This is a genomic window from Geodermatophilus sp. SYSU D01036 (assembly GCF_054050435.1).
Window position 1 is genome coordinate 38,165 of the sequence record NZ_JBJGZJ010000017.1, and the last position, 24,400, is coordinate 62,564.

Here is a 24,400-nt window from a genome sequence, read left to right on the forward strand (position 1 = left end):
TCACCTCCACAACAGGAAGAAGGTCACGCACGTGGGACACCTGCAGCTGCCCGAGGGCAAGAGGATCGCCGTCAACCTGGGCACGGACTTCGACGCCCAGGCGCTCTGGCTGGGGGCGTTCAACCGGCCGAGCCCGGCGTTCATGTCACGCGGCGAGTTCGGTGCCGAGGTCGGAGTGCCACGGCTGCTCGAGCTCTACAAGCGCTACGACATCAGGTCGACCTGGTTCACCCCCGGCCACTCCGTCGACACGTTCCCCCAGTGGTGCCGCAAGATCCTCGAGGACGGGCACGAGTTCGGTCACCACGGCTACTACCACGAGATCCCGCCGGGCATCAGCCGGGACACCGAGCGGCGCCTGGTCGACCTCGCCTTCGACAGCTTCAAGAACCAGCTGGGCATCCGCCCCACCGGCTACCGCTCGCCCTACTGGGACTACAGCGACAACACCCTCGACATCATCGAGGAGTCCGGCTTCACCTACGACACGAGCCTCATGGCCCGCGACCTCGTGCCGTACCACCCCCAGCGGTGGCAGGTGAACTGGGAGAAGGGCAACGTCGCCGGCCGGGCGAGCGAGGTGCTGGAGATCCCGGTCAACTGGTATCTCGACGACTTCCCGCCGCTGGCCTACACCGGCACGTCGACGGGCATGCAGGACACCGAGACGATCTTCCGGCGGTGGCGGGACATCTTCGACTACGCCTACGAGAACGTCGAGAACGCCGTGTACGCGACCTGCGTGCACCCCCAGATCATCGGCCAGGCGCACCACATCATGTGGTACGAGCGGCTCATCCAGCACCTCGCCGAGAAGGACGGCGTCTGGTTCGCCACGATGGACGAGATCGCCCGGACCTGGGTGCCCGACGAGGAGGACCGCCGCAAGATGGCGCTGCCCGACGTCCGCGGAGTGGAGCCGGCCCCCGCCGACTCCAGCTTCGCGCGGCAGTAGCGTGACGCTCCCCCCGACCCGCCCCTAGGCTCGGGGGGAGCCGATCGCCCCGGCCACAGGAGGGCCGTTCCCTGGCACACCCGACACCCGTGCCGCTGGAGCCCGGTCGCTCCCCGGCCGAGCGCGGCAGGACTCCGGCGTGATCCCGGAGGCAGCGCAGGTCTACTGGGCCGACGGTGGTGGCTCCCGGGCGGTGTTCGACTCGCTCCGGGAGATCCTCGTCGAGTTGCGTGCGGCGGTCCTCAGCGAGCGGGCCATCGCCCTCTACCAGCCGACCGGCACCGCGGGTAGTGACTTCTTCGTCCTCTCCGACAGCTGCTCCGCAGGTCTCGAGCCGGCGATCGCGAACGAGCCGCTGCGCCTGAACCAGTCGCTGGACACGCTCGCGCCGGTGAGCGTGTCCGGAGTGGCGGCCCGGTCCCGGCTGCGCCCCTTCGGCCTGCACCTGGCGTCGGCCCTGGCCATGCCGTGGCGTGACCCCTTCGGTCGCGGAGTCGTCCTCGTCGGCATCGAGGTCGACGGGAGAGAGTGCCAGTCACTCCAGCGGCTCAGCGGGGTCGCCGACCTGCCCAGGCTGACGCGCACGCTGGGGGAGTCGCGCCTGAACGGCACCCTGCACATCCAGCGCCAGCTCAGCTCTGCCCTCCGGTCGGTGCTGGCCGCCGACACCAGCGGCGCGGGACCCATGGGGCGACTGCGCTCCCTGGTCGACACCGCCCGGGTGCTGCTCCGCTCGGACGCCGCCTACCTGGCGCTGCCCGAGCAGGAGCCGAGCGGCACGCACTACTACTTCGCGTCGTTCTCCCAGGTCTACACCCCGGACTTCCGACACCTGCGGATGGAGTTCGGCCAGGGCCTGGGGGGTCTGGCCCGCCGGACGGGCCGGGTCGTCACCTCGATCGACTACGCACGGGACGAGCGACTGCTCGAGGCGCCGGTGAGCGAGACCCTCGACGAGGGCGTCCTCTCCGCCGTCGCGGCCCCCCTCACCCGGAGCGGAAGCGGCGTCGACGGCGTCCTGTACGTGGGCAACCGGACCCCGCGGCCGTACAGCGAGACCGACGAGCGTCTGCTCGGTGAGTACGCCGAGTACGTGTCCCTGCTCATGAACACCTCGGAGTTCAAGGAGTCCGCGCAGAGCGCCCGGCTGGGCCGGCTGCGCGAGGACTTCGCGCACGCCATCCACGACTCGGTGGTGCGCCGTCTGGTCGAGATCGGGTTCACCGCCGAGCAGGCCGCGGCCTCCGCCGAGGACGGGGCGGCCGCGGCGTCGGTCGAGGCCATCCGCCAGGCGGCCGCCGACGCACTGCAGACCCTGCGCGCCGAGCTGAGCGAGCTGGTGCCACGGGGCCCCGCGCAGATGAGCGTCAGCCAGGTCCTCGACAGCATCACCTCCGTGCGGGCGCGGCCGGGCGTCTCGCGGACCGTCCTCGTCATCGGCCCGATGACGGAGACCCCCCTGCCGTCCCACGTCGCCGAGGCGGTCGTCCAGGTCGGCGCCGAGGCCCTGACGAACTCACTCAAGCACTCCGGTTGCACCATGCAGACGATCAGCATCGACAGCTCGGCGACCGGCGTGACGCTGCGCGTCACGGACGACGGCCGGGGCTCTCCCCTCGTGGACCTGGACCCGGCCCAGCTGTCGAGCATGGGGCATCTCGGAGTGACGTCCATGCGCCGGCGCGCGGCCAGGATCGGAGCGTCCCTGACGATCGACTCGAGCATCGACGAGGGCACCCGGGTCTGCCTCGACGTGCCCCGCACGTGGTGACGCGATGGACGACGTGGTGCGCTTCTGCGCGATCGACGACCACGACATCATCCTGTTCGCGGTCGAGGCCATGGCAGCCAAGGAACCGGATCTCGAGTACTGCGGCGGTGCGACCGACGCCCGTCGTGCCCTCGCCCTGATCCAGGAGACCGAGCCCGACCTCGTCCTGCTCGACCTCCGACTCGGGACCCGGAACAGCTTCCCCCTGTGCGAGGAGCTGTCCGAACGGGTGCCCGGGACGGCCGTCCTGATGTTCACGGCCTTCGCCAACGAGGACCTGCTGCAGGGCGCCATCCACGCAGGCGCGGTGGGCTACCTGCTCAAGGACACGTCGACGAGCGCCCTCCCGCACGCCCTCCGGACCGCGAAGGCGGAAGGCGCATACTTCGATCCGCGCGTGGTCAACGCCTCGCTCATCGGGTCCAAGCGAGGCCAGGACCGTTCTGCGCTCACCGATCGCGAACTCGCCATCCTCAGGCTGGTCGCGGACGGGGCGGACAACCACCAGATCGCCGAGGCCCTGCAGTTCAGCGTGCACACGATCAAGCTGAACATCGCCCGGATGCTGAAACGCTTCGGCGTGCGCCGCCGGGCGGAACTCGTCAAGGTCCTCATGGAACGACAGCTGCTCACGTGAGCCGCCCCAGTCGGGGGCCTGAGCTGTGGGCCCCGGCCAACGCGCGTCCGGTGTCGCGGTCACGTCGGCGGCTGGGGTGGCCGCCGGCAGCGCCGCGGCCGGCAGAGGGAGGACGGTGTCGGCGGGAGCGGCCCGCGGCGCGCCGGTGTGGCTGAGGACGCCATTGCGCAAGGTCGGCCGGTACCGCCGGCCGGTGACGGTGAGGTCGACGTCAAGTACGCCGCGTGTCGCTCCCTGCGGGAGCTGGCTGAGCTCACCGACCGGTCGTTCTTCGTGTTGGGCGACGGTCTCGGCGTCGCGCTCGACGGCGCGGCGTGCGTTGGCCAGTGCACCGCGGCTCGGTCTTCCGGCGAGGACGGTCGGCACGCGCTGCCGGGTGCACCACCTGTCCACCCGACCTCGCCCTGGAGCCGGGGAAGTCCTCGGCTTGGTGGGAGCCGACGGGGCCTGTGCCTCAACCCACCGGGAACGAGGCACACGCTTGCTGGAGGCGAGGAGCCGGACGGCGTTGGTGATGTCCATCGGTCCCATGGAGCTCAGAGCGGCCGAGGTCGGCCAGCCCGACCGACAATTCGTCCAGCGCCCCGGTCAGGGCAGGGATGCGGGCGTCGGGCCCGCTAGTGGGCCCGGCGGTGGTGGCGGTCTGAGCCGTGAAGGTGGCGGCGGAGGCGGTCAGCCCGCTGCTCCACTCGGTTGATCGCTCCACTAGGGCGTGTGCGAACTGCGGTTGGGGTGATTCGCTGTCCACCACGGTGGGGGGCCGGTCGAGGACCTGTTGAGGATCTCCCGCGAGCCATCCAGCGTCTGGTGGCCCTCGTGTGCCTGTCCGGTCGTCCGCCCCGGGCCGTCGTCGCCGGGGAGCTGTGGCCCGACGTCCCGGAGGATCATGCGCATGGCAGCCTCCGCTCGGCGCTGTGGCGCCTGCAACGGGCGGCACCGGGGCTGGTGCACGCATCAGGCACCGTGCTGTCGCTGGCCGAGGGCGTCCGGGTGGACGTGCAGGAGCTCGGGCACTGGGCTCGGCGAGTCCGGGACCCAGCGAGCTCCCTGGCCGAGGTCGACATCCCCGACGTCGGCCTGCGGGGCGAGTTGCTGCCCGGCTGGTACGACGACTGGGTCCTGCTCGAACGGGAACGACTGCGACAACTCCGCATGCACGCGCTGGAGGAGGTCGCCGCGCGGTTGGCCGCGGCGGGGCGGTACGGCGACGCGCTGCAGGCCGCCTACGCCGCCGTGCGCGGCGAGCCGTTGCGGGAGAGCGCTCACCGGGTGGTCATTCGCGTGCACTTGGCGGAGGGGAATGTCGCGGAGGCGGTGCGGGCGTATGAGCGGTTTCGAGTCATGCTTGCCGACCACCTGGGGGTGCAGCCGAGCGAGCCCATGACCCGGCTCGTGGTGGGGCGCCGCCGGTGCCCCACCACCCTGGTCGGCCCGTGCGGCTGTGATGCCGCGCGGTGACGCGGCTCGGTTCTCGCCGTCCGGCATCTGCGGGCGGGGAGTCCTTCGGGGGGACGAGTTCCTGCTGCGGCGTGGTTCGCCGACACGTCTGTGACGGCTCGGTGACGTGGGCGAGCCACCCATCGCCTCCAAGCACACAGAGGGCTCCTTTCCGTGTGAGGAGGCGGCATCGGGAGGCGTCCGGCGCCTTCGTCGAGACGGGTCCTGGTCGGAGCCGAGGCTGGTCGACCACCTCCCCGCCGCGCCGGCCCACGTGCCTGCCCGTGGCAGGGTGCGGTGGCACCCGCCCAATCCTCGGAGGCAGGGCGGCCGGTACGGGTGTGGCCTCGGGACCATCGACAGGACGTCGCCACTTCCTCCGTCCTGGGTTCCGGAGGGGTGCTGGGCTGAGCTGATGTCTGCAGCCCGACGCACCGGGCGGCGACGCACCGCGTCGGTGGCGTCGCCCGACTCGTGGCCGGCTCGGTCCGCGTAGGGTCGGTGACGGGTGCGCACCCCTGTGACGTGGCCGCGGCGGGACCCTTCGGCCCCCGCCGAGCGGGTCCTTCGCCGGTGGGGCACCGGTGCTGGGGCTGCCTAGCGTCGTGCCGGTCAACAGCCGAGCGATGAGGTGGTGAGCGCATGACCCGCGCCGTGGTGGTCTACGAGTCCGTGTTCGGTGACGCCCGCACGATCGCGCAGGCGATCGCCGGCGGGCTGTCGCCCTCCCTGCCGGTGGACGTCGTCGCCGCGGCGGAGGCCCCGGCCGAACTCGGTCCCGACGTCGGGCTGCTGGTCGTGGGCGGGCCCAACCACGCGTTCGGGATGCCTCGCCCGTCCACCCGCGAGGGTGCGGTGAAGCAGTACGGCGCCGACATCCCGGACACCGGCACCGGTCTGCACGAGTGGCTGGAGGCCCTCCGGGCACCGGCCGGGATCGCCGCCGCCGCGTTCGACACCCGCGGCAGCGGCCACCCGATGCTCACCAAGATGGACCACGCGTCGCGGACCGAGGAGAAGCTGCTCGGCAGGCTCGGCGCGCACATCGTCGCGCCGGCCGAGCACTTCTTCGTCGTCGACACGAAGGGCCCGCTGGTCGCGGGTGAGGAGGAGCGCGCCCGCGCCTGGAGCGCCACCCTTGCCCAGCTGGCCGCCTCCCGGGCCGTGAGCCGCTGAGCGCCGCCCGGGATTCGCGGGCCCGCAGCCGCCGACCCACCGGACGGAGAGCGACAGATGGCCGTCGTGCAGCAGCCGGGATCCCGGCGGGACCCCAGCGGCAGCACCGGCAGCCGACCGGGGGACGCGGCGTGTCGTCGCCGGGCCCGGTGGGCCCGGTGACCGACATCCGGGGCGCAGCCGGCGCCCGGCTCGCTCCGCAGCCGCCCGGGTGGGTGCCGCCGCGGCCGACCGCGGCCGACCTCGCCCGCCAGGTCCGCGACGCCGTCACTGACCTGCCCCGCTTCGCGCTGGCGCCGCTGCTGCGGCCCTGGCACCGCCGTTGGGGCGCGACCCGTGCCGAGGTCGCCGCGCCGATGCCCGGCGACGACGTGTTCCCGCGGGCGCAGCTGCAGGCCACCCGGGCGATCAGCATCGACGCGCCGCCGGAGGAGGTGTGGCCGTGGCTGGTGCAGGTCGGCTGCCTGCGCGCCGGCTGGTACGCCGACGACCTGCTCGACAACCTCGCTCACCCCAGCGCCCGGCAGATCGTGCCGCAGCTGCAGGACCTCGAGGCCGGCCGGTGGCTGCCGATGGCGCCGCAGCCGACCGAGACGACGGCGTTCGTCGTCGACTCGTTCCAGGCGCCGGAGTGGATGCTGTGGCGGACGCCGTCGAGCACCTGGGCCTGGCGCCTGACGCCGCTGCCCGACGGCCGGACCCGGCTGGTCGCGCGGCTGCGGTTCGCCTACGACTGGCGGCACCCGGCCGGCATCGCACTCCTGGAGCTGGGCGACTGGCCGATGATGCGCCGGATGCTGCGCGGGATCCGGGAGCGCGCCGAGGCCGAGCACCGGCGCCGTGTCCCGCCGGCGGTGCACCCGCGCCGGCTGGCGGCGATCCGGGCGGTGCACACCGCGGCGTGGGCGTCGATCGAGTCCTGCGTCGGCTACCTGGTCTGGTCGGGCCTGCGGGGCCGCAGTGACCGGCGCGCGGCCGCCGCGGCCGCGGTCGTCGCCGGGGAGTGCCTGGTCTTCGCCGCCGGCGGCTTCCGCTGCCCGCTGACCGGGCTGGCCGAGCGCGCCGGCGCGACCAGCGGCTCGGTGACCGACATCTACCTGCCGCGGTGGTTCGCGGCGAACCTGCCGGCGATCCACCTGCCGCTGCTGGCGCTCATCGGCTGGCTGCACCGGCGCGCTCTGCACCGCGGACGCTGACCGGGGTGGACCTCCCGCCCGGTACTGGACGTCGGTCGGCGGCTGCGGCCGGCCCCCAGCTGAGGGCCGGCCGATGGCGTCGGCGGGCGACGCTGGCCGCACCGGTCACGGTGCCGGTGACGATGGCTGCGACCTTCGCCGTCCTGCGGCGCCGGCTGCCGCCCCGACCGGCGTACGTCGTCGGCTTCGCCCTGTACTGGGCCGGCTGGTGCCTCGGCTTCCCACTGTGGGTCCTCCGACCCCGCGGCGTCGCCCGCGTGCTGCGCGCCGGACGGCGCCCGGGCGCGGGCGACGTCGCGCTCCTGGCCTTCCCGGTGGCCGGCGCCGTCGGTACCGCGCTGCTGCCGCACCGCCGCCTGGTCGACCGGGAGGTCGCCGCGGTCATGGCCGGCACCGCGGTGGTCAACGCCGTCGGCGAGGAGCTGTTGTGGCGCGGGGTCTTCCTCGCACAGTTCCCCGGCGACGTGGCGCGCGGCGCGCTGTGGCCGCTGGCCGGGTTCACCGTCTGGCACCTGGCGCCGCAGCTGATCCTGCCGTCCTCCCGCGGTCGCGCCCGGTTCCTGCTGGGTGCGGCGGTGGTGGGTGCGGCCTCGACCACCGTCGCCTGGCGCACCGGAGGGGTGCGTGCCGTCCTGCTGCCTCATGTGCTCACCGACGCCTGCGGTGTTCGGGTGGCCCGCTTCTGGCTCGGCCGCTGACGGCGTGGCCGCGCCGGCCGGCGTCCGCAGCCGGCACAGGCCCGGCGCACCGGGATGGGCAGTCGCCGACGCTCCCCCCTCGACGGTGCGGAAACGGGCAGGGCCGGAGGTCCCGGGCTGCCGGGACACGCCCCGGTCGGTGCGGGACCCGCGGCCCTGCCGGGGCCACCGCCCGGCCCCGGAGCCTGACGAGGGAGTTCTTGGAGGTGGTTCGGATGAGCAAGCGGCAGATCACCCGGCTGTTCGTCGGCAGCCTGCTCGCCGTGGTGGCCGGGCTGGCGCTGATGGCGGTGGGTGGGGGACTGGCGATCGCCACCGACGTGCTGGTCACCCGGGGTCCCGACGTGGTCGGGGTGGACGCGGGCGGGGCGGGCTGGCTTCTGATCGCGCTGGCGATCCTCGGCGTCCTGGTGCTGCTGGCGGCGGGGGTGGGCCTCCTGGTCGCCTGGGTGGCGGCGCTGGTGGTCACCGCGCGGCTGGAGGACAAGGCATGGTTCCTCGTCCTGCTGATCACCGGTCTGGTCAGCCTCGGCATCGTCGGCATGGTCCTGTACCTGGTCATCGGGCCGGACGACCAGCCCACCCGCCCACCGGCGCAGCCGCGGATGGCCGGGGCCGCCCGATGACGCGTCGCGCCGGGGCGACTCCCCGCCCGCCGCGACCGCACCGGCGCGATCGGCGGCGGCCGTCGCGAGGGCTGTCGTGGTGACGGCGTCGCTGCAGGCGCCCGAGCTGACGGTGAGCACGGCCGAGGCGACGGTGGAGGCGGGGCAGCCGCTGGAGGTCACCGTCCGGCTCGTCGCCGACCGCCCGACCGAGGTCAGCGGCGGACAGGTGGAGCTGGTGCGGTCCGGGGCGGTCGCCCACGCCGAGCGCGGCTGGATGGGCGCCGGCGCCACGGTGAGCCTCCGCCGCTCCGCCGTCCTCGACCGCGCCGATCTCGCCCCGACCGAGCCGCTGGTCGCCGGGCAGCCGCTGGTGCGGCGGGTGACGCTGGCCGTGCCGGCGGGAGAGGCGACGGTCGACGGGTATCTCGTGCAGCAGGAGTACGCCGTCCGCGCCCGGCTCCACGTGCCCCACGGCCGCGACGCGGAGGCGAGCACCCCGGTGCGGATCACCTCCCGTGCCGCGGACCGCAGCTGGGTGGCCGGCACCGCGGCGGTCGTCGAGGACGCCGACGTCGCCGACCTCGGCCTCGAGGAGGTGTCCAGCCGGCGCCTGTCCGGCGGCATGCCGATCTCGGGCGCGGTCACCGTGACCCCGCGCCGGGCCGGCCGCGCCCGCGGCGTGCGGGTGGAACTGGTCCTCGCCGAGCACGTGCCGGCCCGCCTGCCGGAGATGCCGCTGGAGGAGGACCGCGCCGAGACGACCGTGGTCGCCACCGTGGCGGTGGCCGGGCCCCTCGATCTGCAACCCGGCGCGGTGCTGCGGCTGCCGTTCACCATCCGCTCTCCGCTGCCCCTGCCCGCACCGTCGCTCAGCGCGCCGGAGTTCACCCTCCGCTGGCTGCTGCGCGCCGTCCTCGACCGCCCACGGCGGCCAGACGTGACCACGGCGCTGGAGCTGTGGGCCGCCACCGCGCCCTGACGGCGAACGGAGGAGACGCGATGCGGGCCGAGGAACGGCACGAGACCCGCCCTTACCTGATGGTGCGTCGCGGCTACGTCGACGTGCTGGACGCGGGGCGGCGCAAGAACCTGATGCACGGCCTGCTGCAGCTGGACGTGACCGAGGCCCGGCGCCTGCTGGCGCACCCCGGGGACGGGGAAGCGCCGCTGTCGTTCACCGGCTGGGTGCTGCACTGCGTCGCCGCCGCGGTCGACGCCGACCGGATCCTGCACGCCTACCGGCGGCGCAACCGGCTGGTGCTGTTCGCCGACGTCGACGTCAGCACCCAGATCGAGGCGGAGGTGGCCGGGCAGAAGGTGGTCAAGTCGCTGATCGTGCGGGCGGCCAACGGCAAGTCGGTGCGGGAGATCAGCGACGAGATCCGCGCCGCGCAGCACCCGCGGCCGCAGGACGAGCGGCGCTACCGCGGCGCTCTCGCCTTCCTGACCCTGCCCCGTCCCGTGCGGCGCCTGGCTTGGCGGGTGGTGATGGGCAACCCGCGGTGGTTCAAGCGGTTCGGCGGCACGGTGGGGCTCAGCTCGGTGGGCATGTTCGGTACCGCCGGCGGGTGGGGCATCGTCTCCGCGCCACCGACGTTGATGGTCGTCATCGGGGGCATCTCCACCGCGCCGCGGCTGGTCGAGGGCCGGCTGCAGGACCGGCAGCTGCTGCACCTGACGCTCACCGTCGACCACGCCGTCGTCGACGGGGCCCCGGCCGCACGCTTCGCGGCCCACCTCCGCCGGCTGATCGAGACCTCCGACGGACTCACCGGCCAGCCCGTGCCCGCCGCGACGGCTCCGGCGGAGCCGCGATGATCCCCGGCGACGGTGTGGGGACCGTGGCCTGCTGCCGCTCGTGACCGTCCGCCGGTCCCTGCGGCACAGGGTGCAGCGCCTGCTGGTGCCGGTCGGCGACCCCGGCCCGGAGCGGTACCGGCCGCCGCCGAGGCTGTACGCCCGGCTGCAGTGGTTGGGACACGTCCTGACCGCCCTGGGCCTGAGCCCCGGCTACGTGGTCACCCTCGAGGTGCCCGGCCGGCGCAGCGGCGTGCTCCGGCGGACCAACCTGGTGCTGGCCCGGCACGAGGGGCAGGGCTATCTGGTCTCGCTCACCGGGGAGTCCGAGTGGGTGCGCAACGTCCGCGCCGCGCGAGGTCGGGCGGTGCTCGCCCGCCACCGGCGGCGCCGGGCGGTGACGCTGGTGGAAGTGCCTCCCGCCGAGCGTCCCCCGGTGATCCGCTCCTACGTGCTGCGGGCGGCTCGCCGGCCCGGGTCGACGGCGGTCGCCCGGGAGGCGCGCGCCTTCTTCGGCGTCGGCCCGGACCTCTCCGCCGCGGAGATCGCCGCCGTGGCCGACCGGTTCCCGGTCTTCCAGGTGCGACCGGACACCGGGTGACGGGCCGGTCAGCGGCCGGCGGGGCGGCGGTGCGCGTCCTCGGACGGAGTCGTCCGGCCCGTCCGGGCATGACCACCAGCCCTGGGTCGGCCGGTCCCCGCCCTGGAGGCTGCCCGGGAAGGGTGGTGGAGCGATGACCTCGTCGGTGACGTGTCCCCGGCCGGGCTCGGTGCGGGCCGGGCGGCTCGCTCAGCGGCTGCGATCCGCGATCGGTGAGGGCGCCGCATCACTGCACCGCGCGCTGCGTACGTCGGTCGCGCGTGGGACCGCCGTGGTTCGTCGCCTCCGGCGTCGTGCGGCGGAGCCTGCCGGCGGGAACGGGCCGGACCCCGGTCCCGCCGCTGGGGCGACCGCTGCCGCGGGCACGGGCCCCGACGGGGCCGCCCGGCGTCTCGTGCGGCGCTTGTCGGTCGCCGTCGCCGGGCTGATGGCGGCCTCGTCGGCGGTCGGGCTGGCGTGGCGGGGGTTGTACCAGGAGGCACCGGCCAACGCAGCCACCTTCCGCGCCTACGACCTGGGGTCGCTGACGGTCGCCACCCCGCTGCTGGCCGGAGCTCTGGCCCGTGCCCGGCGGGGGTCTCCGCGGGCCGAGCTGCTGTGGGCGGGCCTGCTGGCCTACGTCGTCTACACCTACGCCTACTACGTCTTCGGGGCGGCGTTCAACGCGCTGTTCCTGGTCCACGTGGCGCTCTTCGTGCTGGCGGCCGTCGCGCTGGTGCTGGCGCTGCGGTCCCTCGACGTCGCGGCGATCGCGGACCGGATGAGGCCGCGGACGCCGGTCCGCGCGGTGAGCGCCGTGCTCGGGCTGCTGGCCGGGTCGCTCGGGGGGATGTGGACCTGGTTCGCGCTGCGGTTCGCGGTGACCGGCGCCGCGCCGCAGGAGGGGCTGCTGCTGCAGCCGGCCCCGATCGGGCACCTGGGCTACGCGATGGACCTGAGCACGCTGGTGCCGGGCTATGCGACTGCGGCGGCGCTGCTCTGGCGGCGGCGGCCGTGGGGGTACGTGCTGGGGGCCGTGCTGCTCGTGGCCAGCGCGGTCATCCAGGTGAACTACGTGCTGGCCCTCGTCTTCCAGGCGGCGGCCCGCATCCCCGGCGCCACCGCGTTCGATCCGCAGGAGCCCTACATCGCCGCTGTGATCACCGGGGCCGCTGCCGTGCTGCTCGGCGGTCTGCGGCGTCATCCGGCGCCAGCCGCGATCGGGCCGGCACTCCGGCGGGCGTGACCGGACCGGTCATCCAGGCGGCACGGAGGAGGTGCGGACGTGCGTGCGACGTCGACCGGAGGTCGCCGGTGCGCGCCGACCTGGCCGGGCCGCGGGTCGTTCCCCGCCGGCTGTACGCCGCGGCCGAGGTCGTCTCCCGCGCCGCGGACCTGTGCTGTGAGTCGGCGGAGCTGGTGCGCGACAACGAGCGCCGGTGGCGGGTCACCCGGGACCGCACCGAGCAGCTCGTCCGGGCGATCACCGCAGATCCCGGTCAGACGCCGGCCGCCGCTGGCGACGGCGCACCGGGCGGCCGCGGTCAGCCCGTCGCGGGCACGGCGAGCGCCTCCACGGAGACCACGCTGGCGGAGGACCGATGAGGCCGGCGGGCGTGACCGCGGCAGCCGTCACCGCCGCGGTCGGCGGCTACGCGGGGCTGCAGCGGCTCGGCCGGACCTGGGGCGCGACCCGGGAGGAACGCCGCCGCCCCCTGCCCGGGGACGACCTGTGCGCCGCGCCGCAGGCGACCACCACGCACGCGATCACCATCGCCGCGCCCCCGGAGTGCGTGTGGCCGTGGCTGGTGCAGATGGGCTGGGGGCGCGGGCAGTGGTACACCGCCCGCTGGGTCGACCGGCTGCTGTTCCCCGACAACGGGCCCAGCGCCGACCACCTGGTGCCCGAGTGGCAGGACCTGGCGGTCGGCGACCGGGTCCTCGACGGCGCCCCGGACAAGCACACCGCGTTCGTCGTCCGGCTGCTGGAGCCGAACCGGGCGCTCCCGCGAGCACCTGCCGCCGGAGTGGGTCGAGAGGTACGGCGCCGCCATCGACTGGAGCTGGGCGTTCGTGCTCGACCGGCTGCCCGGCGACCGGACCCGGTTCCTCCTGCGCAGCAGGCTGCACCTGGAGCCGTGGTGGGTGGAGGCGTGCTACCTGGCCGTGATCGTCCCGGCCGACTTCGTCATGGCCCGGCAGATGCTGCGGGGGGTCAGGGCGCGGGCGGAGGCGACGACCGCCGCGGACCTGGCCGTGGTCGGCTGACCGGACACCGGTCCGGATCCGGCCTACTCCGGCCGCGCAGCCCCCGTGTCCGCGGTCGCCTTCCGCAACGCCGGCCGGAACGCGACGAACGGATGAGTCCGGACGAACTCCCGCACCGCGGCGTCGTCGCGCAGGTCGCCCCAGCCCAGGACGGTGCTGAAGAACCGCAGCCGGTGCGGGTGTTCCCGGCGGAACTGCCTGGCGACGTCGAAGGCCTCCTCGTCGGGGAGGAACCGCTGCCGTGGGGTGAACGTCGCCCCGCCCAGCTGCACCGTCGTCGCGGGGTGCGCCCGCAGGTTGCGGTACCAGTCGGTCTGCGGTCCCCAGGCGGCGCAGATGACGGCCTCGCCGGTGGCCTCGTCGTGGCGCAGCACCATCGCGACCGTCTGGTGCGGCCGGCCGGTCCTGCGGCCCAGATGGGTGAACGCCACGAAGGTGCGGCCCACCGCCGGTCCGGCGTTGTGCTGGTAGGCCTTCAGCGGCAGCCGGAACACCGCCCGCGCCAGCCGCCCGGGCCTGCGCCGCAGCCCCAGCAGCGGCCGGTCGCCACCGGCCGGGCGGGACGTGTTCGCCGTGGTCATGCCACACCTCCGCCGAGGCCGGCCGAGGCGCCCGGCGCCTGACGAGGCGGTGATCCCAGCGGCGCCGGCTCGGGGCGGGGCAGGCCGAGGCGGCCCCGCGTGGCGACCGCCAGCACGGCGGCGCCGGCCACGACGGTGCCCAGGATGACCAGGTCCACCGCGAGCGAGTCCGCGGTCAGCACCAGGTTGTCGATCGCGGGGGTGAAGCTGCCGTGCAGCAGCACGCACAGCAGCACGCTGCCGGTCCGGTTGTACAGCCACGTGTAGTAGACGGCGAGGAAGGCCGGGAGCACGAAGCCCAGCGGCCCGTAGAGCGGCACGTGCCAGACGCCCCAGGCCAGGCCGAGGACGGCGGTCGCGGCCAGCGGGGAGAAGCGTCGCTGCAGCCGGGGCAGGGCGAAACCGCGCCAGCCGGGCTCCTCCAGGCCGCCGCCGACGGTGGCCACGACGGCGAAGCCGGCGAGGTAGGCCGGTGTCCGCTGCGCCAGCAGGCCCAGGTCGATCGGGGTGCCGGTGAGCGCCAGCACCGCGTTGACGACCACCAGCAGGGCCGCCGGCGCACCGAGGGCGAAGACCCAGAACCGGGCGGGAACCCGCCAGACGAGCAGCCCACGCAGCCAGCCGCGCAGATCCCCGCCGGTGGAACGGATGACGAGCACGGCGGCGGCGAACGGGGCCAGCGCACCCAGGGCCAGCAGCAGGAAGCCGCCGCCGACACCGACGAGGCCCGGGAGCCACAGCAGCCAGGCACCGCCGAAGGCCAGGAGGAAGAAGGCGGGCAGTGGGTGGCGGGCCACCCACCCAGCCGGCGGGGAGGAGGTGTCGGGCAGCGTCTGGATCTGCGGGGAGCCGGTCATGACGCTCAGGGTTCCGGCAGCCGGGACCGGCCTGGAGCGGGAAAGGTCCCGGGCGACCGGCCGATGGTCCCGGCAGTCCGCCGTCACCCGCTCCCGTCGACGGTGACCGATGCGGCGCCGCTGGGGCCGAAGTGCCCGGGGCGCCGCGCCCCGAGACGGGAAGACTCTCCGGTGCGGCGGACCCCCGATGCCCACACCGGGCGGTCCGGGTGGCCGCCGGACCTCGACGCCGCAGCGAAGGAGGAACGACGGTGCAGCCTGCCGGAGAGGACCCCGAGGGCGTGGAGGTCCTGACCGAGACCGAGTGCCGGACCCTGCTCGCGGGCGCGGCGATCGGCCGGCTCGGCTTCACCACCGGCGCGCTGCCCGCGATCACCCCGGTGCCCTTCACCGTGCACCACGGTCGGGTCGTGATCCCGGCGCTGCCCGGTGGCCGGGAGGCGTCCGCGTGCCGCGGCGCGGTCGTGGCGTTCGAGGTCGACTCCGTCGATCGAGCCGACGGCAGCGCCTGGGCGGTGACGGCCGTGGGGCACGCCCGGGTCGTGACCGGCATCGACGAGATCGCCGCGCTCGACGACCTGGGACCGCAGCGCTGGGCCGGTCGGAGCGGCTGCTACATCGTGGTGGAGGCCAGCCAGGTGACCGGCTGGCGCCTGCCCTCACGGGGCAGACGCGACGTCGGCCGCAGGACCGACGAGGTCGACCGGGCCCGTGCCAGCGCGTGAGCCGGTGGCATCCCGGGGGCGTCCGGCCCGCCGACGGGCTCAGCCGGCCGGGGCCTGCCCCGTGCGGAGCTCGGCGGCCAGGACGGCGGCCTGCGTGCGGCGCTCCATGCCCAGCTTGGCGAGCAGGTGGGAGACGTAGTTCTTGACCGTCTTCTCGGCGAGGAACATCCGCTGGCCGATCTGCCGGTTGGTCAGCCCCTCGCCGATGAGTTCGAGCACGGCGCGTTCCTGCTCGCTGAGCTTGGTCAGCGGTCCGGCGGGCTCGGCGGCGCGGCGCATCCGCTCGAGCACGGCCGTGGTCGCGCTCGGGTCGAGCAAGGAGCCGCCGGCGGCGACGGTGCGGACGGCGGTGAGCAGATCGGGACCGAGGATCTGCTTGAGCAGGTAGCCCGACGCGCCGGCCATGATCGCCTCGAACAGCGCCTCGTCGTCGCTGTCGCTGGTCAGCATGATCACCTTCAGCTCGGGCATCTTCGAGCGCAGCTCGCGGCAGACGGTGACGCCGCTGCCGTCGGGCAGCCGGATGTCGAGGACGGCGACGTCGGGCTTGAGCGCGGGGACGCGGGCCAGCGCCTCGGCGGCGTTCTTGGCCTCCCCGACCACGGCGATGTCCCCGTCGCTCTGGAGCAGGTCCGCCACTCCGCGGCGGACGATCTCGTGGTCGTCGAGGAGGAACACCGTGATCGGAGCCGTCGGACCGTCCGAGCGCATGCGCTCTGCCTCCCAAGCATCGGGGTCCCCCCCGGGACCGCTGCCGGGAGGAGAACGCCTCCGGGCGTTCGACGCCCGACGTTAGGGCCCGGACCTGGGCATCGGCTCGGTGAGCGGCCGTGAGCCCGGTTGGAGAAGGGGACGATCAGGGTGCCGCGGGGAGGCGCACGCCCCGGCGACTGGGCCGGTGAGGGGAGAGCGACCCACTGGCGTCCTCTCGGAGCCGGTGGGAGCTCCGCCGTGTTGGACGCGCAGTCAGGCTCCAATCACTGTTTGCAGCCGCCCCCGCTGGGGAACCGCAGGTGGCTGCGCACGAAACCCGATCGTGCCAATCTCGATGGCATGACCGATGAGCCGACGTCGGCCGACAGCATGGAGTCACGCGGCGCGGGTGACCCGGCCACGCTCCTGTCGGGGATGCGGCTGGCCGAGCTCGTCGGGGAGGTCCAGGAGCGGCTGGCCACCGTCGCGCGTAGCCAGCAGCGGGTGCAGCACCTCCTCGATGCCTTCCTCTCCGTCGCGACCGGACTCGACCTCCGCGGCACCCTGCACCGCATCGTCGAGTCGGCGACCGAGCTGGTCGACGCCCGCTACGGCGCCCTCGGCGTGCTCGGCCGGCACGGCGGCCTGAGCGACTTCATCACCGTCGGCATCGACGAGGAGCTGCACGCCCGGATGGGGGCGCTGCCGGAGGGCAAGGGCGTGCTCGGGCAGCTGATCACCCACCCGTACCCGTTGCGCATCACCGACCTGCGTGAGCATCCCGCCTCCGCGGGCTTCCCACCGCACCACCCGCCGATGACGACCTTCCTCGGCGTCCCGGTGCTGGTCCGCGGGGAGGTGTTCGGCAACCTGTACATGACCGAGAAGCGGACCGGGGACTTCACCGCCGAGGACGAGGCGGTGCTCACGGCCCTGGCCGGTGCCGCGGGCATCGCGATCGACAACGCCCGGTTGTACGAGGAGAGCGAGCGCCGGCAGAGCTGGCTGGCCGCGATCGCCGACGTCCGCGCCGAGCTCCTCGAACGCGTCGCGGCGGACTCGTCCGACGGAGCGCAGGGCCTCATCGCCGAGCGGGTGCGCACCCTGACCGAGGCCGACGGCGCCTGGCTGTTGACCGGCCCCGACGCCGACGGGACCTTCCTGGTGACCGCGCAGAGCGGCACCGGGCTCACCGACATCGCCGGCACCCGCCTGACCCCCGCCGACAGCCCGGTGCTCGAGGCGGCGCAGGCCGCCGGTGAGGTGGTCACCCTGGACATGAGCGGCCTGGCCTACGACGGCCCCAACGCGCACATCGACTGGGGCCCGTGCATCGCCATCCCGCTGTGCGGCACGCACGCCGACGATGCCGTCCTCATCGCCGCCCGCCGGGCCGGCGCCGAGGAGTTCGACCCCTCCATCGCCCCGCTGGTCACGGTCTTCGCCGACCAGGCCGCGGCGGCCCTGGACACGGCTGCCCGGCAACGGCAGGCCCGCCGGATCGACGTCTACGAGGACCGTGACCGCATCGCCCGCGACCTGCACGACCACGTGATCCAGCGGGTGTTCGCCACCGGGCTGGGGCTGCAGGCTGCACTGCCCCGGGCCGCCGACCCGGCCCTCCGCAGCCGGCTGACCGAGGCCATCCGCTCCCTGGACGACATCGTCAAGGACATCCGGACGACCATCTTCGACCTGCACAGCACCGACACCGAGGCCTCGGAGAGCCTGCGACGGCGCCTGCTCGACATCGTCACCGAGACCGCTGGTGAGGCCCTGGCCCCCACCGTGCGCATGTCCGGCGCGATCGACACCTTGATCACCGGCGATCTCGCCGCCGACCTCGAGGCCGTCGTCCGCGAGGGCGTCAGCAACGCCGCCCGGCACGCCGGCGCCGCGCACGTCATCGTCACCATCGACGTCGCCGACGACGTCGTGGTGGAGGTCGCCGACGACGGCCGCGGCATCGACGAGCAGGTGGCGAGGTCCGGGCTGCGCAATCTCGAAGCCCGCGCCCGCCGTGGCGGCGGGGACGCCGGCATCGAACGCCGTCCCGAAGGTGGGACGCGGTTGCGCTGGGCAGCGCCGCTGCGATGACCCGCGGTGCCGCGCTGCCGGAGCGTCACCACAGCAGCCCCGGGTTCGCGACGTGCCCCTCGGGGAGCGACCGAGCCGTCGGTCCTCGCTGCCATGACACCGTGCCCGGCCCGCGATGACGTTCGACCCTCAGCCCGTGGTCCGGCACTGCCGCAGGGTCGTGCCATGACCTCCGCCCGCGCCCAGCTCAGCAAGCCCATCCACCGCCCCGTGCGCGCCCGCCGCCCGGGTCGGGCCCTGGCCGCTCTCGAACTGGGTACCGGCGGGATGGCGGTGATCGGCGGCCTGCTGCTGACCATCGCCCCGGACGGATCCCTCCTCGACGCAGATCCGGCCGCCCTGACCGGCAGCCCCTTCAGCGACTACCGCTGGCCCGGCGTGCTGCTCGCGACCCTCGTGGGCGGCGGCTATCTGCTGACCGGGATCTGGCAGTGGCGAGACGGCCGCGGCGCCCGGGCCCTGTCGGTGCTCGCCGGCGTGGGACTGGTCGCCTTCGAGACCGCGGAGCTGCTGTGGCTCGGCTTCCAACCGCTGGAGGCGGTGTTCGCCCTCGTCGGCGCCTCGGTGGCTGCGATGGCGCTGCTCGGTGGCCGGGTCGACGAGAACGGGCGATGAGCAACCAGCCGGGAACCACTCGGACCGTCACGCCTGTCGGCACCGTCCCGGGCGACCCTCGGTGCATCGGTGACGCCCAGCCCGGCGCCGGCGTTCCTCACGGGCCGCGCAGGCCGTGCGGGGTCGCCTCCGCGCTCCGGTAGTGGCGGGAGTGGACCGGTTGGCGAGGTCGCTCTGCCGGGTCGTCGGGCACACCGGTGAGCGGACCCACCCCGACGCCCGATGCGTGCGCGTCCGCACGTGCCGGCGGTGTGGCGACGTCACCACCGCGCAGGAGCACGCCTGGAGCGCGTTCGAGTACGTCGCGCCCGGGGCGTGCGAGCAGGAGCGCCGGTGCCGGCGGTGCGGCGCGACCGAGTCACGCGTCCTGCACAGCGGGGGGCCGTGGCGCTACGTCGGCCCGGACAGCTTTCTGCTCAAGCTGCACCAGGTCCACGTCTGCGGTCGCTGCGGCGCGGAGGAACGGACCGAGTTCCAACGGTCCTTCCAGCGGCCGAGGGGGAGTCGGCTCCGCCGTCCGCTGCAGCCGAGATCGGTGAGGCACACACGGGCTGCGGTAGCCGGACGATGGCGGCCCCCCGTCGGGTTCGGGGACTGTCCCGGTCGCCCTCGCGTTCGCGTGCCGGTGCGGTGCTCTGGCGGGAGGCGGGTCAGCGCGGTTCGATGCCGCCACCGAGACAGCGAGGAGCACGAGGTGGGCAGAGCACTGCGCCGGTTGCCCGGACTGGTGGCCGCGGTGGCGGCAGGCGCCGCGACGGTGGGCCTGTTGTGGCGGCCGTCGGGCACTCCGGTGCCGGTGACGACGGCGCGCGGGCAGGCGGCGGAGCTGGCCGGGGACGGGCTGTACCGCTTCGACACCGTGTTCACCGCCGCCAACAACACCGCCGTGGACGCGGTCGTGCTCGCGTTCGGCGTCCCACTGGTGGTGCGCGCCTGGCTGCAGCACCGCGACGGGTCCCCGCGCGGGACGCTGCTGCTGACCGGGTCGCTGGGCTACCTGCTGTACGTCTACGCGAACTACGCCCTGGGGGTGGCGTACAACCCGCTGTACCTGGCCTACGTCACCCTGCTGTCGGCGTCGCTGTTCGGGTTCATCGCCGCCTTCCGTGCGACCGATCGCGCCGCCCTGGCCGCCGCCGCCGCGGATCCCGGCGTGCCGCACCGGTCCCTGTCGCGGTTCCTGCTCGCCGCGGCGGCCGTCACCGCCGTGGTCTGGCTGCAGCCGTTGGTCACCGCCCTGCTGCAGGGCACGGCGCCGGAACTGCTCGACGTCTACACCACGACCGTCACGTACTCGCTCGACCTCGCGGTCATCACTCCGGCGTCGGCACTGGCCGGTCTGATGGTCCGACGCCGTGAGCCGCTGGGCTACCTGCTGGCCACGCCGCTGCTGGTGACCATCGTGCTGCTGCTGCCGTCGATCTCGCTGGCCACCGCGCTGCAGGTGGCCGCCGGCATCTCCTTCACACCCGCTCAGGTCATCGGCCCGATCGCCGGATTCGGCGTCCTGGGCGCCATCGGCGCCCGGCTGCTCGTCCGTCTGCTGCGGGCCGTGCCCACGAGCGCGCCCGCCCCGACCACGGGGGGCGTCGGTGTCGGCGTCCCCGTCTGAGCGTGCCGGGACCCGCAGAACACGCCCGCCGCGGGCGTTCCGCCGCGGCGTCGCCGCCGCCGGGCTGCCGGACCGGCCGGCGTCAACCGCTCCGGTGAGCGAGGCCGACCTCGCGCCGCTGCCGCCGGTCGCGGCCCGGTACCTGCGGGGGATGGGTGTGATCGGCCGGCCGCGGACCTGGTCGCTGCGGGCGCACTTCACCGGCCGCTTCCGCCGCGGGCCCGACCAGCCGTGGTTGCCGCTGGACGCCTGGCAGTACAACTCTGGCCTGGAGGTGGCCCGGTTGTTCCGCATGCGGCTGCTGGTCGCGCGGGCGGTGCCGATGTGGGGCTGGGACACCTACCGCGCCGGCACGGGCCGGATGCTGGGCAAGGCATTGGGACTGATCACCGTCGCCGACGGGTCCGGGCCGGAGTTCGACACCAGCGAGCTGACCACCTGGCTCAACGACGCCGTACTGCTGGCGCCGGGGATGCTGCTGCACCCCCGTACCACCTGGGACGCGGTCGGCGACGACAGCTTCCAGGTATCGGTGACCGACGCCGGCCGGACGGTGGGCGCGGAGGTGATCATCGACGGCGACGGCCGGCCGAGGGACTTCCGCACCACGGACCGCTGGGCCGACCTGCCCGGTGGGCCGGTGCGGGCGCCGTGGACCACCCCGCCGGCCGGTTGGACCGTCGTCGACGGGCGGCCCCGGCCCACCGGCGGAGCGGCGGTGTGGCACCTGCCCGACGGCGAGTTCCGCTACGGCGAGATGACCCTTCAGGCACTCGCTCTCGACCTGGCGCCACGGACCTGATCCACGGGCTGGCCCGAGCGTCCTCGCCGCCGGGCCGCGACCGACCCGCGGTGGCACCGCGGACCTTCTCGCGCCCTTGCCGCCGGGGCGTCCGGCTTCCCGGTCGGTCGGTCCCGCGTCGGCGATCGCCCGGGAGCCGGCGGCGGTCGCCGTGCAGGGCGCCGTTCAGCTGACGGCGAGGACGACCTTGCCGCGCGCGTGGCCGCCTTCCACGTGCCGTAGGGCGGCCGCCGTGTCGGCCAGCGCGAAGGTCCGGTCGAGGACCGGGGCGACCCGTCCGGCCTCGGTGAGCTCGATGACAGCCTGCAGGTGCTCCTGCGCCCAGGTGCTCGGCAGCGGCCGCAGCCGCTGTCGGGCGACACCGTTGAGCACGGCCACCCGGAGGATCGTCGCGATCGGGCCGAGCAGGTGGCCGGGTGAGCCGCCGGCGTTGAACACCAGGGTCCCGGTGGGGGTCAGCGCTCGACGCAGCCGGGTCAGCGGCCGGCCGCCGACGTTGTCGAGGATCACGTCGTAGCGCGTGCGCCCGTCGGTGAAGTCGGCCACGGTGTAGTCGACGACGTGCGCGGCGCCGATCGAGCGAACGAGGTCGACGTTGCGGGTGCTGCACACCCCGGTGACCTCCGCACCCAGCGCGGCCGCGATCTGGACGGCGAAGCTGCCGACGCCGCCGGCGGCGCCGTTGACCAACACCCGCTGTCCGGCCCGCACCTCGCCGACGTCGCGGATCGCGCGCAGGGCGGTCTGCCCGGCCAGCGGCAGGGCCGCCGCCTGCTCGAACGTCAGTCCCGCCGGCTTGGGCACCACCCGGTCTGCGGCCGCGCGGGCGTAGTCGGCGAAGGCGCCGTCGAACCAGCCGAGCACCTCGTCGCCGGGGCGTAGCCCCCGCACGTTTGTGCCGACCGCCGCCACGTCTCCGGCCCCGTCGACTCCGGCCACCCGCTGCTCGGGCCGGGTCAGCCCGACGCCGCCGATCAGCCGGGCGATGTAGGGGTCGCCCCGCACCATGTGCCAGTCGTAGGGGTTGACCGCCGCGGCACGGACCCGGACGAGTACGTCGTCGGGGCCGATCCGGGGGAGGTCGGTGTCCACGAACCGCAGGACGTCCGGGGGGCCGAACCGCTCCTGGACGATCGCCTTCATCGCCGCTCCTCGTGTTCCTCGTCGGACGGTGGGGTGCCGGCCCCGGCCGACCCGGGCCGGGCGGTCGGGGCCGGGGGTGCTGGGCGCTCAGGCCGGTGACCGCTCGGAGCCTCGGTCTCCGGCGAGGAGCGTGGTGATCGCCGCGGGCTTGAAGCCCTTGACGGTCAGGTAGACGCCGAGGGAGAACTCCCAGACCGCGATGGGGACGACGGTGAGCACGGCGAGCGGGGCCGCGCGGTCGTAGACGCCGAAGAAGATCGCGATGTCGGAGGCCAGCAGCAGCGGCGCGCCGATCAGCCCCAGCGCAGGGAGGATCCGCGGCACCAGACCCGACCGGTACAGCACGTAGCCCAGGCACAGCGCGTTGAAGACCGGCATCAGGCTCTGCGAGAGCAGGAAGGTCCAGTCGTAGACCGCGCTCAGGGTGTGGCCGGTGGTGACCAGCGCGGCCGGGTCGGCGTCGGCGGTGCCGGCGACGTCGGTGCGCAGGGTGAGCAGCGTGAGAACGCTGACGACGCCGACGATGATCAGCGCGCCCTCGACGACCCGGGAGGCCACGAAGCCGAGCGCGGCCGTCTCGCTGACCCGCCGGGCGACCGGGAACAGCACCACGGCGGTGCCGATGCCGGCCAGGGCGACGACGACCTCGGTGAAAGCCGCCACGAGCACGCCGGTGTCGCTGCCGACGCCCAGCACGAAGTCGGCCTCCCCGCGCACGTCTTGGTACAGGGCGAGGGTGGGCATCGACACGAACGTGGCCAGGTAGAGGATCCCGGCGGCCAGGGAGGTCCTGCGCATCCGGTCGATCGGCGGTCGGGTCGCTGCGGGAGTGTCCACGGTGCTGCTCATGGCGAGTCCCTTCTCGGGTCGGTGGGGTGGAGGGGTGCGGCCGGTCAGGGGTCGAGCTGCGCGACCGCGAGCAGCGGCAGGCCGAGGTCGCGCACCTTCGTCAGCACCCCGTGCAGGGCGGCCTGGTCGAGCGCCGCACTGGTGAGGACGGTGCTGCCGTCGTCGGCGTGGGTGAGGGTCACTCCGTCGAACCAGGCGGCCCATCGGGGCTCGAGGTGGCCGCCGAGGCGGATCTCGTAGCGGCTCGAGTCGGACGAGCGGCCGGTGGTCTGCTTCGTCATCGAGTCCCCCTGTCCGGTGCCACCCGGGGGCGGTCGCCGAGAGGTCACCCGGCGCTCCGCGCGGTCCTGCGGGCGGCGTCCCCGGCACCTCCCGGGTCCACGAGCGAGGGAGCCGGAACCGGCCCGCCCGACCGTTCGGGCCTGCCGATCGGGTCGGTGGGTGGTCAACGCGCCGGCGCGGCCGGGGCCGGAGGCGTGGTCGCCGGCATGCCGACGGGGGCGGGCGGCACGGGGATCGCGGGCATCGAGCCGGGGTCGGTGCCGCCCTGGTCGAGCCGGAACGGCGGATAGCGGTCGGTCATCAGCGCGGTGTAGGCGGCCACCCGCAGCACCCAGCGGTCCACGCCCAGGACGAGGTCGTACAGCGGCCGGGGATAGCGGCCGGTGAACAGCAGGACGACCGCGGCGATGCACACCAGCAGGGAGAGCAGGCTGACGCCGGCCGCCCAGCTGCTGTCGGCGTTCCCGCTCCGGGTGGCCAGCCAGATCCCGCCGCCCACGAAGATCGACACGATCAGGTAGTGCGGGAGGGCCAGCAGCCACCACTTGATCAGCACCAGGCCGCGGGAGAGCCGCTCGGGGTAGGCGACGTCGAGGTGGGCGGGGTAGTCCGGCACCTCGGCCAGGGTGAACGGCGGATAGCGGTCGGTGCCGAGCGCCCAGTAGCCGTAGTAGTGGACCCGCCAGGACCAGCGCAGCACGCCGACGTTGAAGTCGAACAGTGCCCGCGGATAGCGCGCGGTGACGAGGATCGCGAAGAACGCGATCACGCCGACCACGGAGAAGGCCACCCACAGGAAGGCCAGCACGACGAGGTGCGGGACGAGCAGCAGCCACTTGACCAGCCACAGTCCTCGGGACGGCGCGTCCTCCGACGCGTCGACGCGGACCGGATAGGGCGCTCGGTTCTCCGTCACGTCTCCTCCTCACAGGGCGGGCACCGTTCCCGTGGGAGGCGGGGCGGTCGCCGCCGGAGCACACCCGGGGCGTCGTGGCCGACGGTCCGGCGTGCGCCGGTGCGG

At 74.5% G+C, this 24,400-nt stretch carries 26 protein-coding genes; 19 read left to right on the forward strand and 7 right to left on the reverse strand.

From position 1 onward, the window contains the following. Nucleotides 1-31 precede the first annotated feature (31 nt). From ACI8AR_RS16530 to ACI8AR_RS16595, 14 genes are all read left to right on the forward strand, one after another. Nucleotides 32-955: a polysaccharide deacetylase family protein gene (locus ACI8AR_RS16530; RefSeq protein WP_457051984.1), complete on the forward strand. Its 924-nt coding sequence runs from the start codon at nucleotides 32-34 to the stop codon at nucleotides 953-955. 139 nt (nucleotides 956-1,094) lie between these two features. Next, nucleotides 1,095-2,726 carry an ATP-binding protein gene (locus ACI8AR_RS16535; protein WP_457051985.1) on the forward strand — a complete coding sequence of 544 codons (1,632 nt, stop codon included), beginning with the start codon at nucleotides 1,095-1,097 and terminating at the stop codon, nucleotides 2,724-2,726. A 4-nt stretch (nucleotides 2,727-2,730) separates the two neighbouring features. Further along, a complete protein-coding gene (locus tag ACI8AR_RS16540) occupies nucleotides 2,731-3,363 on the forward strand; it encodes a response regulator transcription factor (RefSeq protein ID WP_457051986.1) in 633 nt (210 codons plus the stop codon). A gap of 807 nt (nucleotides 3,364-4,170) precedes the next feature. After that, nucleotides 4,171-4,821, forward strand: coding sequence for an AfsR/SARP family transcriptional regulator (locus tag ACI8AR_RS16545; RefSeq protein WP_457051987.1), 651 nt, complete (start codon nucleotides 4,171-4,173; stop codon nucleotides 4,819-4,821). 621 nt (nucleotides 4,822-5,442) lie between these two features. Further along, nucleotides 5,443-5,976 carry a hypothetical protein gene (locus ACI8AR_RS16550; protein WP_457051988.1) on the forward strand — a complete coding sequence of 178 codons (534 nt, stop codon included), beginning with the start codon at nucleotides 5,443-5,445 and terminating at the stop codon, nucleotides 5,974-5,976. A 158-nt stretch (nucleotides 5,977-6,134) separates the two neighbouring features. Continuing rightward, a complete protein-coding gene (locus ACI8AR_RS16555) occupies nucleotides 6,135-7,172 on the forward strand; it encodes an SRPBCC family protein (RefSeq protein WP_457051989.1) in 1,038 nt (345 codons plus the stop codon). 122 nt (nucleotides 7,173-7,294) lie between these two features. Further along, the gene (locus ACI8AR_RS16560; RefSeq protein ID WP_457051990.1) at nucleotides 7,295-7,870 is read left to right on the forward strand and encodes a CPBP family intramembrane glutamic endopeptidase; all 576 of its coding nucleotides are present in this window, start codon (nucleotides 7,295-7,297) and stop codon (nucleotides 7,868-7,870) included. Nucleotides 7,871-8,085: 215 nt separating this feature from the next. Next, nucleotides 8,086-8,496, forward strand: coding sequence for a hypothetical protein (locus ACI8AR_RS16565; protein ID WP_457051991.1), 411 nt, complete (start codon nucleotides 8,086-8,088; stop codon nucleotides 8,494-8,496). Nucleotides 8,497-8,575: 79 nt separating this feature from the next. After that, nucleotides 8,576-9,457 carry a hypothetical protein gene (locus ACI8AR_RS16570; protein WP_457051992.1) on the forward strand — a complete coding sequence of 294 codons (882 nt, stop codon included), beginning with the start codon at nucleotides 8,576-8,578 and terminating at the stop codon, nucleotides 9,455-9,457. Between the two features lie 20 nt (nucleotides 9,458-9,477). Further along, nucleotides 9,478-10,296 carry a 2-oxo acid dehydrogenase subunit E2 gene (locus tag ACI8AR_RS16575; protein ID WP_457051993.1) on the forward strand — a complete coding sequence of 273 codons (819 nt, stop codon included), beginning with the start codon at nucleotides 9,478-9,480 and terminating at the stop codon, nucleotides 10,294-10,296. 40 nt (nucleotides 10,297-10,336) lie between these two features. Continuing rightward, the gene (locus ACI8AR_RS16580) at nucleotides 10,337-10,876 is read left to right on the forward strand and encodes a nitroreductase/quinone reductase family protein (RefSeq protein ID WP_457051994.1); all 540 of its coding nucleotides are present in this window, start codon (nucleotides 10,337-10,339) and stop codon (nucleotides 10,874-10,876) included. 403 nt (nucleotides 10,877-11,279) lie between these two features. Then, a complete protein-coding gene (locus ACI8AR_RS16585) occupies nucleotides 11,280-12,101 on the forward strand; it encodes a hypothetical protein (RefSeq protein ID WP_457051995.1) in 822 nt (273 codons plus the stop codon). A gap of 68 nt (nucleotides 12,102-12,169) precedes the next feature. After that, nucleotides 12,170-12,460, forward strand: coding sequence for a hypothetical protein (locus ACI8AR_RS16590; RefSeq protein ID WP_457051996.1), 291 nt, complete (start codon nucleotides 12,170-12,172; stop codon nucleotides 12,458-12,460). Between the two features lie 468 nt (nucleotides 12,461-12,928). Beyond that, nucleotides 12,929-13,123: a hypothetical protein gene (locus ACI8AR_RS16595; protein ID WP_457051997.1), complete on the forward strand. Its 195-nt coding sequence runs from the start codon at nucleotides 12,929-12,931 to the stop codon at nucleotides 13,121-13,123. A gap of 23 nt (nucleotides 13,124-13,146) precedes the next feature. Here the strand turns inward: ACI8AR_RS16595 and ACI8AR_RS16600 are convergent, their stop codons facing one another. Further along, nucleotides 13,147-13,704: a nitroreductase family deazaflavin-dependent oxidoreductase gene (locus tag ACI8AR_RS16600; RefSeq protein WP_457051998.1), complete on the reverse strand. Its 558-nt coding sequence runs from the start codon at nucleotides 13,702-13,704 to the stop codon at nucleotides 13,147-13,149. Beyond that, nucleotides 13,701-14,561 carry a CPBP family intramembrane glutamic endopeptidase gene (locus tag ACI8AR_RS16605; protein ID WP_457051999.1) on the reverse strand — a complete coding sequence of 287 codons (861 nt, stop codon included), beginning with the start codon at nucleotides 14,559-14,561 and terminating at the stop codon, nucleotides 13,701-13,703. Before ACI8AR_RS16605 ends, ACI8AR_RS16600 begins: the two co-directional genes overlap by 4 nt. Nucleotides 14,562-14,812: 251 nt before the next feature. Between ACI8AR_RS16605 and ACI8AR_RS16610 the strand changes: the two genes are divergently transcribed. Beyond that, a complete protein-coding gene (locus tag ACI8AR_RS16610) occupies nucleotides 14,813-15,286 on the forward strand; it encodes a pyridoxamine 5'-phosphate oxidase family protein (RefSeq protein ID WP_457052000.1) in 474 nt (157 codons plus the stop codon). Between the two features lie 39 nt (nucleotides 15,287-15,325). Here ACI8AR_RS16610 and ACI8AR_RS16615 read toward each other — a convergent pair whose 3' ends face one another. Then, nucleotides 15,326-15,997, reverse strand: a complete 672-nt coding sequence (locus tag ACI8AR_RS16615) for a response regulator (protein WP_457052001.1) — start codon at nucleotides 15,995-15,997, stop codon at nucleotides 15,326-15,328. Between the two features lie 342 nt (nucleotides 15,998-16,339). Here ACI8AR_RS16615 and ACI8AR_RS16620 point away from each other — a divergent pair, with 342 nt between their 5' ends. The 4 genes from ACI8AR_RS16620 (at nucleotide 16,340) to ACI8AR_RS16635 (ending at nucleotide 21,105) form a co-directional block, all read left to right on the forward strand. Continuing rightward, nucleotides 16,340-18,076 carry a GAF domain-containing protein gene (locus ACI8AR_RS16620; protein ID WP_457052002.1) on the forward strand — a complete coding sequence of 579 codons (1,737 nt, stop codon included), beginning with the start codon at nucleotides 16,340-16,342 and terminating at the stop codon, nucleotides 18,074-18,076. Nucleotides 18,077-18,241: 165 nt separating this feature from the next. Beyond that, the gene (locus tag ACI8AR_RS16625) at nucleotides 18,242-18,691 is read left to right on the forward strand and encodes a hypothetical protein (protein ID WP_457052003.1); all 450 of its coding nucleotides are present in this window, start codon (nucleotides 18,242-18,244) and stop codon (nucleotides 18,689-18,691) included. 694 nt (nucleotides 18,692-19,385) lie between these two features. Next, a complete protein-coding gene (locus tag ACI8AR_RS16630) occupies nucleotides 19,386-20,303 on the forward strand; it encodes a hypothetical protein (protein ID WP_457052004.1) in 918 nt (305 codons plus the stop codon). Nucleotides 20,304-20,397: 94 nt separating this feature from the next. Beyond that, complete coding sequence (locus ACI8AR_RS16635; RefSeq protein WP_457052005.1) at nucleotides 20,398-21,105, forward strand: DUF6544 family protein; 708 nt, start codon at nucleotides 20,398-20,400, stop codon at nucleotides 21,103-21,105. A gap of 165 nt (nucleotides 21,106-21,270) precedes the next feature. On the opposite strand, the gene ACI8AR_RS16640 is transcribed toward ACI8AR_RS16635, so the two are convergent. The 4 genes from ACI8AR_RS16640 to ACI8AR_RS16655 form a co-directional block, all read right to left on the reverse strand. Next, nucleotides 21,271-22,248 carry an NAD(P)-dependent alcohol dehydrogenase gene (locus tag ACI8AR_RS16640; protein WP_457052006.1) on the reverse strand — a complete coding sequence of 326 codons (978 nt, stop codon included), beginning with the start codon at nucleotides 22,246-22,248 and terminating at the stop codon, nucleotides 21,271-21,273. Nucleotides 22,249-22,335: 87 nt separating this feature from the next. Continuing rightward, nucleotides 22,336-23,097, reverse strand: a complete 762-nt coding sequence (locus tag ACI8AR_RS16645) for a DUF4386 domain-containing protein (RefSeq protein WP_457052007.1) — start codon at nucleotides 23,095-23,097, stop codon at nucleotides 22,336-22,338. A gap of 44 nt (nucleotides 23,098-23,141) precedes the next feature. Next, nucleotides 23,142-23,378, reverse strand: coding sequence for a hypothetical protein (locus ACI8AR_RS16650; protein WP_457052008.1), 237 nt, complete (start codon nucleotides 23,376-23,378; stop codon nucleotides 23,142-23,144). Between the two features lie 164 nt (nucleotides 23,379-23,542). After that, a complete protein-coding gene (locus ACI8AR_RS16655; RefSeq protein WP_457052009.1) occupies nucleotides 23,543-24,295 on the reverse strand; it encodes a DUF4389 domain-containing protein in 753 nt (250 codons plus the stop codon). Nucleotides 24,296-24,400: the final 105 nt, after the last annotated feature.

What these genes read in the sequence shown, in the direction of transcription:
- ACI8AR_RS16565 (WP_457051991.1), top strand. Translation starts at nt 8,086, where the DNA reads ATGAGCAAGCGGCAGATCACCCGGCTGTTCGTCGGCAGCCTGCTCGCC.
- ACI8AR_RS16620 (WP_457052002.1), top strand. Translation starts at nt 16,340, where the DNA reads ATGACCGATGAGCCGACGTCGGCCGACAGCATGGAGTCACGCGGCGCG.
- ACI8AR_RS16540 (WP_457051986.1), top strand. Translation starts at nt 2,731, where the DNA reads ATGGACGACGTGGTGCGCTTCTGCGCGATCGACGACCACGACATCATC.
- ACI8AR_RS16600 (WP_457051998.1), bottom strand. Translation starts at nt 13,704, where the DNA reads ATGACCACGGCGAACACGTCCCGCCCGGCCGGTGGCGACCGGCCGCTG.
- ACI8AR_RS16605 (WP_457051999.1), bottom strand. Translation starts at nt 14,561, where the DNA reads ATGACCGGCTCCCCGCAGATCCAGACGCTGCCCGACACCTCCTCCCCG.
- ACI8AR_RS16575 (WP_457051993.1), top strand. Translation starts at nt 9,478, where the DNA reads ATGCGGGCCGAGGAACGGCACGAGACCCGCCCTTACCTGATGGTGCGT.
- ACI8AR_RS16625 (WP_457052003.1), top strand. Translation starts at nt 18,242, where the DNA reads ATGACCTCCGCCCGCGCCCAGCTCAGCAAGCCCATCCACCGCCCCGTG.
- ACI8AR_RS16650 (WP_457052008.1), bottom strand. Translation starts at nt 23,378, where the DNA reads ATGACGAAGCAGACCACCGGCCGCTCGTCCGACTCGAGCCGCTACGAG.
- ACI8AR_RS16550 (WP_457051988.1), top strand. Translation starts at nt 5,443, where the DNA reads ATGACCCGCGCCGTGGTGGTCTACGAGTCCGTGTTCGGTGACGCCCGC.
- ACI8AR_RS16645 (WP_457052007.1), bottom strand. Translation starts at nt 23,097, where the DNA reads ATGAGCAGCACCGTGGACACTCCCGCAGCGACCCGACCGCCGATCGAC.
- ACI8AR_RS16640 (WP_457052006.1), bottom strand. Translation starts at nt 22,248, where the DNA reads ATGAAGGCGATCGTCCAGGAGCGGTTCGGCCCCCCGGACGTCCTGCGG.
- ACI8AR_RS16615 (WP_457052001.1), bottom strand. Translation starts at nt 15,997, where the DNA reads ATGCGCTCGGACGGTCCGACGGCTCCGATCACGGTGTTCCTCCTCGAC.
- ACI8AR_RS16560 (WP_457051990.1), top strand. Translation starts at nt 7,295, where the DNA reads ATGGCTGCGACCTTCGCCGTCCTGCGGCGCCGGCTGCCGCCCCGACCG.